The 14,553-nt window shown below is 70.4% G+C and carries 12 protein-coding genes; 1 reads left to right on the top strand and 11 read right to left on the bottom strand.

Features of this window, described 5'->3' with window-relative positions:
* Nucleotides 1–54: 54 nt before the first annotated feature.
* A complete protein-coding gene (locus tag QT196_RS11790) occupies nucleotides 55–1,809 on the bottom strand; it encodes an NAD+ synthase (RefSeq protein ID WP_168478812.1) in 1,755 nt (584 codons plus the stop codon).
* 101 nt (nucleotides 1,810–1,910) lie between these two features.
* The gene (locus QT196_RS11785; RefSeq protein ID WP_266730540.1) at nucleotides 1,911–3,515 is read right to left on the bottom strand and encodes a multicopper oxidase family protein; all 1,605 of its coding nucleotides are present in this window, start codon (nucleotides 3,513–3,515) and stop codon (nucleotides 1,911–1,913) included.
* An 802-nt stretch (nucleotides 3,516–4,317) separates the two neighbouring features.
* Here QT196_RS11785 and QT196_RS11780 point away from each other — a divergent pair.
* A complete protein-coding gene (locus QT196_RS11780) occupies nucleotides 4,318–5,679 on the top strand; it encodes a glutamine synthetase family protein (protein WP_168478810.1) in 1,362 nt (453 codons plus the stop codon).
* Nucleotides 5,680–5,754: 75 nt separating this feature from the next.
* Here QT196_RS11780 and QT196_RS11775 read toward each other — a convergent pair whose 3' ends face one another.
* From QT196_RS11775 to QT196_RS11735, 9 genes are all read right to left on the bottom strand, one after another.
* Nucleotides 5,755–7,023 (bottom strand): site-specific integrase, encoded by a 1,269-nt coding sequence (locus tag QT196_RS11775; protein ID WP_290354868.1) that lies wholly within the window; start codon nucleotides 7,021–7,023, stop codon nucleotides 5,755–5,757.
* Nucleotides 7,024–7,111: 88 nt separating this feature from the next.
* Nucleotides 7,112–7,360: a helix-turn-helix domain-containing protein gene (locus QT196_RS11770; RefSeq protein WP_085928399.1), complete on the bottom strand. Its 249-nt coding sequence runs from the start codon at nucleotides 7,358–7,360 to the stop codon at nucleotides 7,112–7,114.
* A gap of 474 nt (nucleotides 7,361–7,834) precedes the next feature.
* Complete coding sequence (locus QT196_RS11765; protein WP_290354867.1) at nucleotides 7,835–9,310, bottom strand: ATP-binding protein; 1,476 nt, start codon at nucleotides 9,308–9,310, stop codon at nucleotides 7,835–7,837.
* Between the two features lie 2 nt (nucleotides 9,311–9,312).
* Nucleotides 9,313–10,152 (bottom strand): bifunctional DNA primase/polymerase, encoded by an 840-nt coding sequence (locus tag QT196_RS11760; RefSeq protein WP_290354866.1) that lies wholly within the window; start codon nucleotides 10,150–10,152, stop codon nucleotides 9,313–9,315.
* Nucleotides 10,149–10,691, bottom strand: coding sequence for a DNA methylase (locus QT196_RS11755; protein WP_290354865.1), 543 nt, complete (start codon nucleotides 10,689–10,691; stop codon nucleotides 10,149–10,151). Before QT196_RS11755 ends, QT196_RS11760 begins: the two co-directional genes overlap by 4 nt.
* Nucleotides 10,692–10,776: 85 nt before the next feature.
* Complete coding sequence (locus QT196_RS11750) at nucleotides 10,777–11,328, bottom strand: hypothetical protein (protein ID WP_290354864.1); 552 nt, start codon at nucleotides 11,326–11,328, stop codon at nucleotides 10,777–10,779.
* Nucleotides 11,329–11,338: 10 nt separating this feature from the next.
* The gene (locus tag QT196_RS11745) at nucleotides 11,339–11,926 is read right to left on the bottom strand and encodes a hypothetical protein (protein ID WP_290354863.1); all 588 of its coding nucleotides are present in this window, start codon (nucleotides 11,924–11,926) and stop codon (nucleotides 11,339–11,341) included.
* 11 nt (nucleotides 11,927–11,937) lie between these two features.
* Entirely contained in the window at nucleotides 11,938–12,141 is a 204-nt protein-coding gene (locus QT196_RS11740; RefSeq protein ID WP_085928393.1) for a hypothetical protein, read from the bottom strand.
* Nucleotides 12,142–12,377: 236 nt separating this feature from the next.
* A complete protein-coding gene (locus QT196_RS11735; protein ID WP_290354862.1) occupies nucleotides 12,378–14,525 on the bottom strand; it encodes a hypothetical protein in 2,148 nt (715 codons plus the stop codon).
* Between the last annotated feature and the right edge of the window lie 28 nt (nucleotides 14,526–14,553).

Here is a 14,553-nt window from a genome sequence, read left to right as displayed (position 1 = left end):
AGCCACTCACCGCGACGCCCCCTCGCCCTGATGCCCCTCGCCCCTGACGCCCCCTCAGGCCCCTTCCCGCCAGTGGTTGGTGATCGGCAGCCGGCGGTCCTTGCCGAAGCCCTTCGCGGAGATCTTGGGGCCCGGCGGGTACTGGCGGCGCTTGTACTCGGCGTGGTCGACCATCCGCAGCACCCGCGTCACCAGCTCGGCGTCGAAGCCCTGGCCGACGATCTCCTCCCGGCCGTGGTCGCGGTCGACATACAGCTCCAGGACGCGGTCCAGGACGGCGTAGTCGGGGAGCGAGTCGGTGTCGACCTGGCCGGGGCGGAGTTCGGCGCTCGGGGGCTTGCTGAGGGTGTGCTCCGGGATCGGCGGGGTCTGGCCGCGGTCGGCGGCGGCCTGGTTGCGCCAGCGGGCCAGCTGGTAGACGACGGATTTGTAGACGTCCTTGATGGGGCCGTAGCCGCCCACCGAGTCGCCGTAGAGCGTCGAATAGCCGCAGGCCAGCTCGGACTTGTTGCCGGGGGCGAGGACCAGATGGCCCTCCTGGTTGGAGATGGCCATCAGGGTGGTGCCCCGCAGGCGTGACTGGAGATTCTCCTCGGCCAGACCGGTCAGCGGCAGCGCGGCCATGTAGGCGTCGAACATCGGGCCGATCGGCACCGTACGGAAGTGCAGGCCCGTACGGCGGGCGAGTTCGGCGGCGTCGGTGAGGGAGTGCTCCGACGAATAGCGGGACGGCATCGCCACCGCGTGCACCTGGCCCGCCCCCAGCGCGTCACAGGCCAGGGCGGCGACCAGTGCGGAGTCGATCCCGCCGGAGAGCCCGAGCACCACACTGCGGAAGCCGTTCTTGGCGACATAGGCGCGCAGGCCGACGACCAGCGCGGTGTAGATCTCCTCCAGGTCGGTGAGGCGCTCGGCCCGGCCGCCGGGGGTCTCGGGAAGGTAGGGCGGCAGCGGGTCGGGGGAGAGGGTGACATGGGTGACGCGCAGCCCGTCGTTCAGGACCCCCGAGGGGGGCTCGGGGGCCGCGGCCGGCAGGTCCAGATCGACCAGCACACAGCCCTCCGCGAACTGCGGCGCCCGCGCGATCACCCCGCCGTCCTTGTCGACCACGATCGAGTCGCCGTCGAAGACCAGCTCGTCCTGCCCGCCGATCATCGCCAGATAGGCGGTGGTGCAGCCGGCCTCCCGGGCCCGCCGGCGGACCAGCTCCAGCCGGGTGTCGTCCTTGTCCCGCTCGTACGGCGAGGCGTTCACCGACACCAGCAGCCCGGCGCCCGCGCTGCGCGCCGCCGGCACCCGCCCGCCGTCCTGCCACAGGTCCTCGCAGATGGCCAGCGCGACATCGACCCCGTGCACCCGTACGACGGGCAGCGTGTCGCCGGGGACGAAGTAGCGGAACTCGTCGAAGACGCCGTAGTTGGGCAGGTGGTGCTTGGCGAAGGTCAGCGCGACCTCGCCGCGGTGCAGCACGGCGGCGGCGTTCTGCGGGGCGCCCGCGGGACGGCCGTAGCGCGGGGTGGCCTGCGTACCGCGGTCGAGATAGCCGACGATCACCGGCAGCTCACCCAGACCCTGCTCGGCCAGCCGGGCGGCCAGTGCCCGCAGCGCGGCGCGGCTCGCCTCGACGAAGGAGTGGCGCAGCGCGAGGTCCTCGACGGGGTAGCCGGTCAGCGCCATCTCGGGGAACGCGACGAGGTGGGCGCCCTGGCCGGCGGCGTGCCGGGTCCAGCGCAGGATCGTCTCGGCGTTCCGGTCGAGGTCGCCGACACACGAGTCGATCTGATTGAGGGCGAGACGAAGTTGAGGCACCCCGCCAGTCTAATCGTCTTTCTGACGCAATGGGGGGTGGAGCGGGCCCGGAGGCGGAGCGGACGGGTGACGGGCGGCACCGGCCGGGGGCCCGCCCGCCCCTAGTCCTTCAGGTACCCCAGCACCGTCATCATCCCCGACTCCGAGTGATAGACGTTGTGGCAATGGACCATCCACAGCCCGGGGTTGTCGGCGTCGAAGTCGACGTCGAGGCTGCGTCCCGGCAGCACGATCGCGCTGTCCTTGCGGGGCCCGCCGTTCGGCAGCGCGAAGTGGTGCCCGTGGATGTGCACGGGGTGCCACATCCGGGTGTGGTTGCGGATGGCGAGCCGCACCCGCTCACCGGCCCGGATGGGGTTCCGCTGCGACGGTGCGTACTGCTTCCCGTTGATCGCCCAGTCGAACTTCTTCATGGAGCCGGTGAGCTTCAGCTCGATGGTGCGGTCGGGGCGGCGGGACACCGCCCGTGCGCTCTCGGCCGCCCGGAGCCGGTAGGCGGACAGCAGCCGGCCGTCCAGCTCCCCGGGCCGGGCGGACTCCCCGGGGGCCTCGCCGCTGCCGGTGCGCAGCACGGCCCGGGCGGAGCGCTTCTTGCCCTCGGCGAGCGCGGTCAGGGGGAAGACGCCGTCCTTGGCGGTGACCAGGACGTCATAGCGCTCACCCATGCCGAGCAGCAGCGCGTCGGTCTCGGCGTGCTCGACGGGGAAGCCGTCGGCGTGCGTCACGGTCATGGCGTGGCCGCCGAGCGCGACACGGTAGGCGGTGTCGCCGCCCGCGTTGAGGAAGCGGATCCGGATGCGGTCGCCGGGCTTGGCGCGGAAGGTCTCCGCATCCTTGGCGAGCCGGCCGTTGACGAGGTGGTACGGGTAGTCCACATCGCCCGCGTCGCCGCCCAGCAGCTTGCTGTAGGAGCCGGTCAGCATCCGCGACGGGCCGCCGCCGGGCTCGGCGCCCGCGGCGGGCGCGCCGTGCTCTCCCTCGTCCCCGTGCATGCCCCCGTGGCCGGACATGCCGCCCGAGCCCCGGTTCAGCTCGGCGAGCACGTTGTCCGGGGTGCTGCCGTCCACCCCGTCGACCCAGTCGTCCATCACGACGACCCATTCCTTGTCGTAGGAGAGCGGCTCCTTGGGGTCCTCGACGATCAGCGGTGCGTACAGCCCGCGGTCCTGCTGGACGCGGGAGTGCGGGTGCAGCCAGTAGGTGCCGGGGTGGGTGACCGCGAACCGGTAGGGGAAGGAGGCACCGGGCATGACGGGCCGCTGGGTGAGGGTGGGGACCCCGTCCATGTCGTTGCGCAGCGCCAGTCCGTGCCAGTGCACGGAGGTGGACTGCGGCAGATGGTTGGCGAGGGTCATGGCGAGCGTGTCGCCCGCCGTGACCCGGATTTCCTTGCCGGGCAGTGCCTCGCCGTACGCCCAGGTGTCGACGGTGTGGCCGCCCAGGTCGATGCGGGCCGGGGTGGCCGTCATGGTGAACTCGCGCACCGGGCCCGGGCTCCGTTTGCGCTCGGCGTCGGCGACCTCCGGGCCGTCCGGCGCGACGTAGTCGGACGGGGTGGGGCGGTGGGGCCCGTGGGCGTGGTCCCTGCCGTCCGTGCCGGAGTGCGGGCCGGAGCTGAATTCGCCGGTGGCGCGGGCGGTCAGCAGACCGCTGCCGACGACGGCGATACCCGCGCCGAGCAGGGCGCGGCGGGAGTGCGTACGCATAGAGAAGCACCTCGTGACGGTGTCGCTGGGTGATGTGGGTACGGGCGGCGGGGGCACTGCCGCGGACTCCGGCGGGCGTCGGCGGCAGGGGCGCGCACCTACACGCGCGGCACCGACGGGCGGTCGGGGAGTTCCTGGGGCGGCGCCACGGATATGGGCCACAGCCCGGCGACGGCCTTGCCCTGTTCGCACATCGCGGACCTCTCGACGGAACGACAAACCGGCGGACGCCGGGGCGGCCGGCCTGCTCGCAGGCTACCCCCTAGGGGTATCGGCCTCCAGTAGTGGTCCGCCAATGGAGTGCACCGGCGGCCGCCGACGCCCCGGGCCCTCCCGGCCCGGCCGTCCGCGGTCCTCCGCAGGGGTGCCACCGCTGAACTTGCCACCACCCGCCCATTCTTGGCTCTTCCGCGCCGCGGGCGTGCCCGGCGTTCCGTGCCGCGGCCCGGGTCCACCCGATCACCTGGCTCTCCGTGACCACGGCCCGCTCGTCCGCCGGGGGCGGGGCCGTGCCGGACGGGCCGCGACGCCCCTTCTCCGACCTGGGAACGGACCCTTCAAATCCGGGTCAATGGGCCCTCAGCGCGGGCCCAAGAGTGGACCAAGCCCCCCGATTGCCACCGCCGGCCGCGCTGAGCCGGTGCGCTGCGGGAAGGATGCGAGGTGAGGGTTACGGGACGGTGGTTCTGGTTCAGGCCAAGGGTGCGTAATGTGACGGTAACCCCCTCACGTGATACTGGTGCCACAGCACGTTGTTCCACGTGGCTGGACGGGCCGATTGACCTGCAAGGATTGGTGACCCATGGACAAGCAGCAGGAGTTTGTGCTCCGTACGCTCGAGGAGCGCGACATCCGCTTCGTACGGCTGTGGTTCACCGACGTGCTCGGGTTCCTCAAGTCCGTGGCGGTGGCCCCCGCGGAGCTGGAGCAGGCCTTCGACGAGGGCATCGGCTTCGACGGCTCGGCCATCGAGGGATTCGCACGGGTGTACGAATCCGACATGATCGCCAAGCCCGACCCCGGCACCTTCCAGATCCTGCCCTGGCGCGCCGAGGCCCCTGGCACCGCCCGGATGTTCTGCGACATCCTGATGCCGGACGGCTCCCCCTCCTACGCCGACCCGCGCTATGTCCTCAAGCGCATCCTGGCCAAGACCTCCGACCTCGGGTTCACCTTCTACACCCACCCCGAGATCGAGTTCTTCCTGCTGAAGGACAAGCCCGTGGACGGCCAGCGGCCGACCCCCGGTGACTCCTCCGGCTACTTCGACCACACCCCGCAGAACGTCGGCATGGACTTCCGCCGGCAGGCGATCACGATGCTGGAGTCGATGGGCATCTCGGTGGAGTTCAGCCACCACGAGGGCGCCCCCGGCCAGCAGGAGATCGACCTGCGGTACGCCGACGCCCTCTCGACGGCCGACAACATCATGACGTTCCGGCTGGTCATGAAGCAGGTCGCGCTGGAGCAGGGCGTGCAGGCCACCTTCATGCCCAAGCCGTTCTCGGAGTACCCGGGCTCCGGCATGCACACCCACCTCTCGCTCTTCGAGGGCGACCGCAACGCCTTCCACGAGTCCGGCTCCGAGTACCAACTCTCCAAGGTCGGCCGCTCGTTCATCGCCGGTCTGCTGCGGCACGCCGGGGAGATCTCCGCCGTCACCAACCAGTGGGTCAACTCCTACAAGCGCATCTGGGGCGGCGCCAACCGCACCGCGGGCGCCGGCGGCGAGGCCCCCTCCTACATCTGCTGGGGCCACAACAACCGCTCCGCGCTGATCCGCGTGCCCATGTACAAGCCCGGCAAGATGGGCTCGACCCGGGTCGAGGTCCGCTCCATCGACTCCGGCGCCAACCCGTACCTGTGCTACGCCGTACTGCTCGCCGCCGGCCTCAAGGGCATCGAGGAGGGCTACGAGCTGCCGGCCGGCGCCGATGACGACGTCTGGGCGCTGTCCGACTCCGAGCGCCGCGCGATGGGCATCGCACCGCTGCCGCAGAACCTCGGCGAGGCCATCGACCTCATGGAGCGCAGCGAACTGGTCGCCGAGACCCTCGGCGAGCACGTCTTCGACTTCTTCCTGCGCAACAAGAAGCAGGAGTGGGAGGAGTACCGCTCCGAGGTCACCGCCTTCGAGCTGCGCAAGATGCTGCCCGTGCTGTAAGTGCAGGTCAGGGCACTTCTGATGCTTAGCGACGTGGGGCCCCGCGCCTGTTGGCTGCGGGGTCCCACCCGCGTCTCACTCGTGCTGGGCCGTCTGTGGGCCGTCGGGCGCCGGGCCGGTGCCCTCATACAGGGTGTCCACGGCCCGGCGGGCCCGCCCCTCACTGCTGGGCAGGAGGTGGGTATAGACCCGCAGCGTGAACCCGGGATCGGTGTGCCCGAGGTACGTGCTCAACGCCTTGATGTGTTCCCCGGCGTCCAGCAGGACGGAGGCATAGAAGTGTCGCAGCGCATGCATGCCGTCCTCACGCGCTGACGCGTGGCGCTTGCCGGGTTCTGGTTCTGCGAGGACGCCGGCCTTCACAAGGGCGGGCTTCCAGAACCGTGTGTTGAAGTCCGTCCGCCGGACCGCCCCATCGCCGTTCGTCCGTGTGAAGAGCAGCCGTTTGGTCAGTAGCGGCCCGTCCGGACGCAGCCAGGGCAACGTCACGGAGACCGGTGGATGCGCTTCCATATGGTGCTTCAGAGTGTGGGCGACTCGGTCTGACAGAGGGACATCACGTTCCTTGTCACGCTTCGGCCGCGCGAACACGAGCTTTCCGTTCGAGACCTTCACCTGGAGAGCGACGTGCAGCCATCCCGCGTCGAATCCGATCGCGTCCGCGGAGAGACCGAAGATCTCACCTTGCCGAAGGCCACACCCTGCCCCCAGGTCCACCATCGCTTGGTACTGCTGGGGCAGCGCAGCGCGCACAGCGAACGTACGCTGCCTGGTCCAGGGCACTACTCGCGCGCCGTTTGGTGCTGGCGCTCTTACGCTGCTGGCCTGACACGGGTTCCGATGCAAGTACTCGTCGTCCACGGCCGCAGTGAACACAGCAGACACGCTAGCGAAGATGACACGGCGGTAGGAGGAAGCGGATACCGCTCGCTCCAACTCGCTGAGCCATTCACGGATGTGCTCAGGCCTGAAGGAGCCGAGAGGGCGCGATCCCAGGTACGGGATCGCATGGCGGCGAATCTGGACGGCTACCGGCTCGCGGGTCGTCGGATCCGTGGTCTGGGACTGGAGCCACTTTTCGGCGTATTGCCGGAAAGTGGTCCGGCTGGCCTGCGGATCGACATAACGGCCGCTGTCCATGTCGGCCTCGATCTTCGTAAGCCATTTCTCGGCGAGACGCTTCTTGCCGTCGGGAAAGCTCTTGGACTTCTCGGTGCCGTCGGGGCCGATGTAGCGGGCGCGGTAGCGCATACCGGTGCCGTAGCGGTCGGACTTGACCCGGGTGGTCTTGCCGTTGGAATGGGCTTCGGTCTTGTACCAGCGGTCTTGGATGTGGCCGGCCATGGAGGCGAGTTGGCCCCTTCTGGGATGCCGCAGGGCGGGGCCGGTGGCCCCGCCCTGCGGGTGGGTGGTGGTCGGTTGGCGCGCGTTGTCAGGCGGCTTCGGCTTCGGCGGCGGTCTGCTGGGCGACCCAGGCGCGGACATCGGCGGGGTCGTAGCGGATGTGCTTGCCGACGCGGAATCCGGGCGGGCCGGTGCGCTTCTTGCGCCAGGTGTAGACGGTTTCAACGCTCTCCAGGCCGAAGAGCGTCACCAGGTCTTCGGGGGTGAGGTAGCGGTCCGGGAGGCCGTCTCGGAGGGTGTCGCGGGGGTCGGATTGAGCGAAACGGGTTCGGCTCATGGGGTCCTCGGAGTTGAGTCACGTTGGCTCGGGGGGCTTTCTCGGACTCCGCGTGTGTCCGAGGTTCGGATTTCTGCGTCATTGCGTCATTAGCGTCATTTGGGCTTCTGACCTGCGGTTTTGTGTGACGCAGTGGTTTGGGGGTGCGTCATCGGCGCGTCATGGACTGCGTCATCGGGTGACGCAGATGACGCAGGATGACGCAGGGACCGCCGTCTGCGTCATGGCTGTAGCCGCAGGTCAGGGGCCGTTTTTTCGCCTGTATGACGCAGATGACGCAGCGTCTTCCCTCTTAGGACAAAGAGGGGTGGTGTCTGTTGTGGTGCGGTGCGCCTCACAGCGTGAAGAAGGAGCCGCTGCGCGGCGCGACCATCGCAGGGCGGCGCTGCCGCCGAACAGCAAGAAGAGCACGCCTCGCCGGTGGTGGGGGGTGGTGCTCTTCTTGCTTGTTCGGGCGATCGTGCGAATCGCGGGTCAGAACATCCGCTTCGGATCGTGCGGCGACGGGGCCTGCACGCGGGTCATTTCGAGGTAGCGGCCCTCGCTGGTGCGGCCGGTGTCGATGAGGACACCGCGAGCAGCCAGGGTCGGTTGGAGGCGCTTGAGGCGGTCGGAGAGGACTTTGCCTGTGGTCGGCCAGCCCTTGGGCAGGGGACGCAGTTCGTCGCCGTTGTAGAGGCGACTGAGGCAGTGCAGCCACTCGGTGGAGGTCATCCGCTGCTCTCCGCCCGGCTCAAGGGTGTCGGCGTGTTTGAGGACGGTCTGCGCGAGGAGATCGCCCTCGATCACGTCGTCGTTCAGGTCGTCCAGGCTGGCCCGGTAGGCGGTGAGTGCTCCGAGGCCGGTCGCTGCGTCGAGCTGCGCGCACAGGTGAGCGAAGTCCGCCATCCGCAGGTCGGTAGGGGTCTCCGCCTGGGCAGCGCGGACCTTGACCGTGAGATCGAGCAAGGACCCGAGGACCACGGGCAGAACCTCTTCGTACTCCGCCCACAGCTCCGCCTCGGTGCGCCGGACCTTGGGCCTCTCCAGCCGCAGTGGCAGGAGGCGTTCGGCGAGGTCGGGGCGGATGACGCCCACGTCGATGCCGGTCAGGAGCAGGGGGCGGCGGTAGCGGGCGCGGAAGACGTCCCCGTCGGTGAAGAGGGCGCGTTTGACGTTTTCGATGCCGGTGACGATGCAGCACATGGCGTCGGACAGGTCCGGGGTCATGTGGGAGAGGTTGTCCAGGGCGGTGATCCACCCGGCGGCCACGGCCGCGGTCAGGTTGTCCTCGTCCTTCGGGGGGCGGCGCAGGTCGCTGCTCATGCCCTCGATGATCCGCAGGAGCATCCGCCCCGCGGTCGACTTGCCCGCGCCCTGGGGGCCGGTGAGGAAGGGGGCGGGGACGGGCACGGACGGGCCGAGGCAGCCGATCAGCCAGGCGAGGGCCAGGCACTCGGTCTCCGCGTTGGCGAAGTTGGTCAGCCTCAGCAGCAGATCGATGCCCTTGCCGTCGGTGTCTTTGGCCGGCAGGGGGAGTTCGCCGGTGAGCTGGGTGCGTCGCCAGCACACTTCGCGCGGGTCGGGGATGGCGATGTCCCAGCCGGTGGGGTGGATGCGGACGGACTGACCGTCGTTGCGGCCCAGGTCCAGCCACGTCGCTCCGTCGAAGCCGGGGGCGACGCGGATGTGGACGGGCTGCACGTCCTCGGTCAGCGCAAGCGCCTCGATCAAGTCCAGCGCCTCCTTGAGAGCAGTCCCGTTGAACACGCCGCGCCCGTCGCGGAACAGGCCGACCATGAGTTCCTGACGGTGACTGCCCGTCGTGCCCTGCGAACGGATCGGACGGGCCACAGGGTGGCCGTTCTTCTGCGCGTACACGGTCCCGTCGGCGGTGCGGAAGTACCGGAAGTGCGCCTGCGCGTAGTCGGTGATGACCTCGCGGGCCGGGTTCTTCTCGTCGTCAGCCATGATCACAGCCCCAACCGAGTACGAGCGTTGGTCCACGCGTCAGTGCAGTGCCGCGTGGATTCGCCCTTGGCCTGCGCAGCGGCGAACAGCCGCGTGACGTGGGCATCAGTCAGGCAGCCACAGCCGCCATGGGCGGACAGCACGGCGAGGAAGGTGCGGTACACGGTGGTGTGAACCGCGCTGCGCGCATCGGCGATGCGCTGCTCGGCCATGCAGATGCCACGCTCCAGGTAGACCGGCGTGCGGTGGCGACACTCCCCGCCCCCGACCGGTGCGGGCACGGTGATGGCGTGCGGCGCGGGCAAGACCGTGGAAGGCTCCTTCGCCGCCAGGGCACGGACGGCGTCGGGCAGGGGAGCCGTGGTGCCGGTGCCGGTACCGAGCCACCGGGCGTAGGCCATCGTGGACTTGATGTCGACACTGTCACGGACGCCGTTCACAGAGCGCACGGTGCCCTGGTAGATCCAGTGCTCACCCCTCGTGCTGGCCACAGTCCGGGTGGCCGGCAGGGTGCGACGGGCCCAGGTGACCGCGTCGGCGGTGTCCAAGTCCACGACGGTCAGTCCCGCGCCGCCGGGGTGGTAGGCGACTGCCATGGCTTCCCGCCAGGCCGGGGCCCAATCCGGGGAGGTGAGCACGGCGGGGTCAGTGGTGGCAGCAGCCCAGCCGTGGCACGGCCGCGGGCACTGGCAGGGCCCGGCTGCCTTCATGTGCGGGCGGTCACCGCAGGCACTTCCCGCACACGTCGGGCAGTTGCCGAAGGGGCGCTTGCCCGCCCGCAGCGGCAGGACCGGGATACCGCGGGCGGCCAGGTCCAGGGCGGTGTGCACGGGGCTGGTCATGCGGCCACCTCCATGGTGTTGGCGAGGAACTGAGTGCCGAGCCAGTGGCCGTAGGAGGGCGGGATGGCCTCGGCGATCTCCTTGCGGACAGTGGTCCATTCGAAGTTGCGGTGACGGATGACGGCCAGGCCGAACATCTCGCCGCACAGCGTCACGTCCACCCGCATACGCTTCGACGCCCGGCCGGGCGGCTGCTCGATGACGTACGGCCGGCCGGTGGACTCCAGCGCCGCCCGGGTCGGCTCCAACAGATCGGGGTACCCGGAGCGCTTGGCGGCGTTGGTGCCGGCGGTCAGGGTGCAGTCGAACTGGCACGGCGGACCGGCGTGGATGAAGTCGTACTCCGCCCCGTGGGCGCGGATGAACTCGATCGCGTCGCCCTGGTGGAAGGCGTCGCCGACGTAGCGGGGCTGAGGCTTCAGATCGACACCGGTGACGTGGACGCCTGCCTGCTGGTAGCCGGCGGTGTCGCCGCCGACTCCGCAGAATGCGGCCAACAATCGCGGGCGGGATCGCCGGATCGAGACAGGTTGAGTCATTCTGGATGTCTCCTGTTCTGTGAGGAGCGGAGAGACCAGGGCGGCCGCGGATCTTTGGCGAGACGTGCGGCCGCCCTGGGCGTAGCTAGTCGCTGCTGGTGCCGCACGGGTCGGAGGGCTGCTCGGCTGCCCACAGGGCGTACTGCTGGCGGACGTAGGCGCGCGGGTCGTAGCCGCGGGACGCCTGGTCGAGGTCCAGCAGGACGGTGGCGGCGGCGTCGGCGTCCAGCACCGCGGCGGTGCGCCTGAGGTCCAGCAGGACGGTGGCGGTGGCGTCGGCGTCCTCCGCGGCGGCGGTGCGCTGGTCGGCATCGTCGCGCAGGGCGATGCGGTCCAGCACCGCGGCGTGGCGCAGGTACCACTCCCGGTCCAGGCCCTCGTCCGCCCACTCGTCGGCGGTGCGGATGGCCCAGTCGTTCTCGCTGCTGATGCTGGGGGCGGCGGCGTACGCCTCGTCCGCGGACGGCCACTTCTGTGCGTGGTCCGGGGTGGCCTGCTCGTCGGTGTCGGCCGCCATGTCGTCGAGCTTGAGGAGGATTTCGCCGAGCTGCATGCGGGTGATGTCGACGATGTACGGGTGGTGCCACCCTGCGCAGTCCAGCTTGAGGGTCACGACATCGTGGGAGTTGAAGCCCATGTCCGGTCTCCTAGCGGTGGTTGATGGTGCCGTTGGCGCGGCCGAGGAAGCCGGTGGCGGTGATGTGCTGGGTGATGTGGGGGCGCTCCAGGCGGGCGCGGATGGCGCTGATGACCTTGCCGAGCAGGGAGGCGGCGGCCATGGCGCAGGCGGCGCCGCCGACGGCGATGACGGCGAGGGTGTAGAGGGCGGGTTCGAGGTAGGGGCCCCAGGCGGCGGTCTGGCCGATGCCCCACCCGGCGAGTCCGACCGCTCCTCCGGTGCTCAGGGCGAGGGCGCTGTAGCGCCACACCCATGCCGGTACGGCCGGAGCGGCGGGCGGCGCGGACCGTGTCCAAGCCGGAGGCTGCGGCGAAGTCGGGGCGGTGTGGTCGGGGCGGTGCTCTTCTTCGCGGATGTGCTGCCAGATGGCCGCAAGGTCGACGGGCTCTGCGGCAGGCCGCGGCGATTCGGTCTCTGGGGTGGGCCGGGGCCGGGGTACGGCGGGGGTGTTGGAGGCGGTCAGGAGGCGGGTGGTGTCGTCGTCGAGGAGGCGGCAGATATCGGTGTGGTCGAGGGCTTCGGAGATCTCGGTGTAGCTCAGGGGTGTGAGCGGCATGGCGGGCCGTCCTATCCGAGGGAGTGGCCGAGGGCGGCGATGGCCTTGGCGAGGGAGGTGAAGAAGCCGTTGATGGCGGGGGCGGCGCCGCTGGTGGCGAGGAAGTAGCCCAGGCAGGCGGCGACGAGGGCGCCGCCGAGGCGCAGGTAGCGGGTGTGGAGCATCACCGCGGTGATGACGAGGGTCAGGACGATGCCGCTGATCGAAAGCACCATGACGGGGTCACTTTCTGTCGTGTGAGCGGGTTTCTGCGTGGGAGTCCCACGCGTGCCGGAGAAGAGCCCCAGAGGCCGTCAGGCGGGCGTTCAGGGGCTCTTGGGGGCATGTTTTTTGTGGGACTCCCACGTCCACACATGCAGGTCACCGGCCCCCACAGGTGTGTGGGAGTCCCACAGCGTGTGGGGGTGTGTGGTGGGGCGGAGTGTGGGGGTCCCACCACGCGCGGTTGTGGTTACTGTCCGTTGCGGACGGTGTAGGCGCGGATGGCGGCGGCGAGGGTCTCGGCGGTGTAGCCGGACTTGGATTCGCCGTCCGTTCCGGCGCGGACGGTGCCCTTGCCGGGGCGCTCGATGCCCACCTCGCGCAGGAGCTTGCCGAGTTCGGTGCCGAGCACGAGCGAGTCCATGCCCAGGGGCTCGGCGAGGTCGGCGGTGTGCATCCGGCCGCCCGCGGCCACGACGGCGTTGTGGGCGTCGGCCAGGAGCTGCGGGACGGGGTTGGGTCGGTCGGCCGGGACGCCGGCCTGCTGGACGACGCGCCCGAACTCGGCCCGGATCACCTGCGACTCGTCAGCGCCCGTCCGCTGGCCGGTGTCCCCTGCGGGGGCGGCGAGCAGGGCAGCCAGTGCATCCGATCCGAACCGCGGCCGGGCCGGGGCGCTCTCGCTTCCTGCGGCCGGAGTGATGGGGTCGGTGGTCTTGCGGGGCTTGCCGCTGGTGGTGACGGGAAGGCCGGTGGCCGCGTCCAGCGGCGGCCACAGGATGTCCATGTCGGTGTAGGGGTGGGTGGTGGGGCTGAGCTTCTTGGTCTTGTAGAGGCGGGGCAGGATGCGGCCCCAGCGGCTGGCGTAGTAGCGGCCCGGTTCGGTGTCGAGGCTGACCGCGTCCACGACCGGGCGCCGCTCGGCCAGCTGCGGGGAGATGGTGTTGATGACGCGGGGCTTGATCCGAAAGCACTTGAACGACCCCGGTTGGGTGTCGACGTCGTCTTCGTCCGGCGCGGACAGGAACCCCGACCCCTTGTGGGCCGCGGCCCTGGGGTCGAGCCTGCCGCTGCCGGTGGGGAAGAGGTGGTGCAGCTCCTCGGGGTCCGAGACGCGCATGCCCATCCGGACGCGGGACTGCTTCTTCATCGCGGCGGTGATGACGTCCTGGGTGGCGCGCAGGCCGGAGATGACGGTGCGGACGCGGGCGGCGCGGCCGGTGTCGACGACGCTGTCGAGCTTGGCGAGGATCTCGTAGGGCAGTTCGGCGATCTCGTCGACGACGAGGATGATGGCCGGCACCTCGGGGCTGACGGGGATCTTGTCGTCGTTCGCCTCATGCATGAGGTCCTGGTAGGCGGCCTTGCGGGTGTTGATGGCGGCGATGGCCACGTCCAGCATGATGTGCGCTTCTTCGACGGTGTCGGCGGTCCAGTCGATGAGCGGGACCTCGCTGGTGCCGTCGATGGCCCAACTGCGCAGCCACGGCAGGCTGATACCCGCCCCGGTGACGTCCAGGTGCCACACCACCGCATCGACGGTGCGCAGCAGCTGGGCGTTGGTGACGTTGATGAGATTGGACTTGCCGGAGCCGGTCTGGCCGATCTCCAGAGCGCAGACATCCGCCAGCGGGAAGTCCGCGGGCTCCCCGTCGGTCAGCAGCCCGATCTGCATGCGCTGGTAGATGCTGGTGGCGGTCAGGTCGTCGGGGAAGTCGATGGTCTCGGCAAGGACGTCCTTGGCCGTGACGCGGATGTGGAGTTCGCCGTAGACCTCGCCGTCAACGATCTGGATGCCGCCGCCCTTGGGCAGGCGCAGGTCCACCGCCAGCTTCCGGATCGCGTCCGCGGGCAGCTCCGGGGTGTCGGACGGCATCCGCACGCGCACGGTGTATCCGACGTCGCCGGTCCAGGGCTTGACGCCTTCCACCTCGTGTTCCTCCAGGCGGAAGAGGCGGTGCAGACGCTCGTGCCACTCCTTGGCCTGGTCGTTGGCCCACTTCTGCAGGCGCCTGCTGGCCCGCTCGGTGCGGGCGCTCTGCTCGGCGCGGACCAGGCCGCGCGCCAGCGTCATCCCAGCCGCGGTGCCAGCGGCCCACCATCCGGTGGCGCCCCAGGTCAGGGCGGTGTGCCCGGCCAGGGTGACGGCAGTCCAGCCACCGGTGGCCAGCCAGGCCGCGCACCGGGCGGCGGTGTGGCCGGCGGGGCGGCGCTGGTAGAGGTCGGCACCGGCCTGCGCGGCAGCGCCGACCCCGCTGACCAGCAGGGCGTAAGAGGCCGGCAGGCCGGTGGCCGCACCGACAGTCGCGACGCTGTACGCGCCGCCCGCCACCAGGGCGGCGGTGGTGGCGGGGGTGGTGCTCCAGGCCCAGTCCAGGGCCGGGGCGTTGCTTGCCATCGGAAGAAGCTCCTTCGGTGTCGCGTGG

The organism is Streptomyces sp. P9-2B-2 (assembly GCF_030406865.1).
Taxonomy (GTDB): domain Bacteria; phylum Actinomycetota; class Actinomycetes; order Streptomycetales; family Streptomycetaceae; genus Streptomyces; species Streptomyces platensis.
This window is presented reverse-complemented; position numbering and strand designations above follow the sequence as displayed.

Coding starts and splice junctions, on each gene's coding strand:
- QT196_RS11785 (WP_266730540.1), bottom strand. CDS start 3,515: ATGCGTACGCACTCCCGCCGCGCCCTGCTCGGCGCGGGTATCGCCGTC.
- QT196_RS11780 (WP_168478810.1), top strand. CDS start 4,318: ATGGACAAGCAGCAGGAGTTTGTGCTCCGTACGCTCGAGGAGCGCGAC.
- QT196_RS11775 (WP_290354868.1), bottom strand. CDS start 7,023: ATGGCCGGCCACATCCAAGACCGCTGGTACAAGACCGAAGCCCATTCC.
- QT196_RS11770 (WP_085928399.1), bottom strand. CDS start 7,360: ATGAGCCGAACCCGTTTCGCTCAATCCGACCCCCGCGACACCCTCCGA.
- QT196_RS11765 (WP_290354867.1), bottom strand. CDS start 9,310: ATGGCTGACGACGAGAAGAACCCGGCCCGCGAGGTCATCACCGACTAC.
- QT196_RS11760 (WP_290354866.1), bottom strand. CDS start 10,152: ATGACCAGCCCCGTGCACACCGCCCTGGACCTGGCCGCCCGCGGTATC.
- QT196_RS11755 (WP_290354865.1), bottom strand. CDS start 10,691: ATGACTCAACCTGTCTCGATCCGGCGATCCCGCCCGCGATTGTTGGCC.
- QT196_RS11750 (WP_290354864.1), bottom strand. CDS start 11,328: ATGGGCTTCAACTCCCACGATGTCGTGACCCTCAAGCTGGACTGCGCA.
- QT196_RS11745 (WP_290354863.1), bottom strand. CDS start 11,926: ATGCCGCTCACACCCCTGAGCTACACCGAGATCTCCGAAGCCCTCGAC.
- QT196_RS11740 (WP_085928393.1), bottom strand. CDS start 12,141: ATGGTGCTTTCGATCAGCGGCATCGTCCTGACCCTCGTCATCACCGCG.
- QT196_RS11735 (WP_290354862.1), bottom strand. CDS start 14,525: ATGGCAAGCAACGCCCCGGCCCTGGACTGGGCCTGGAGCACCACCCCC.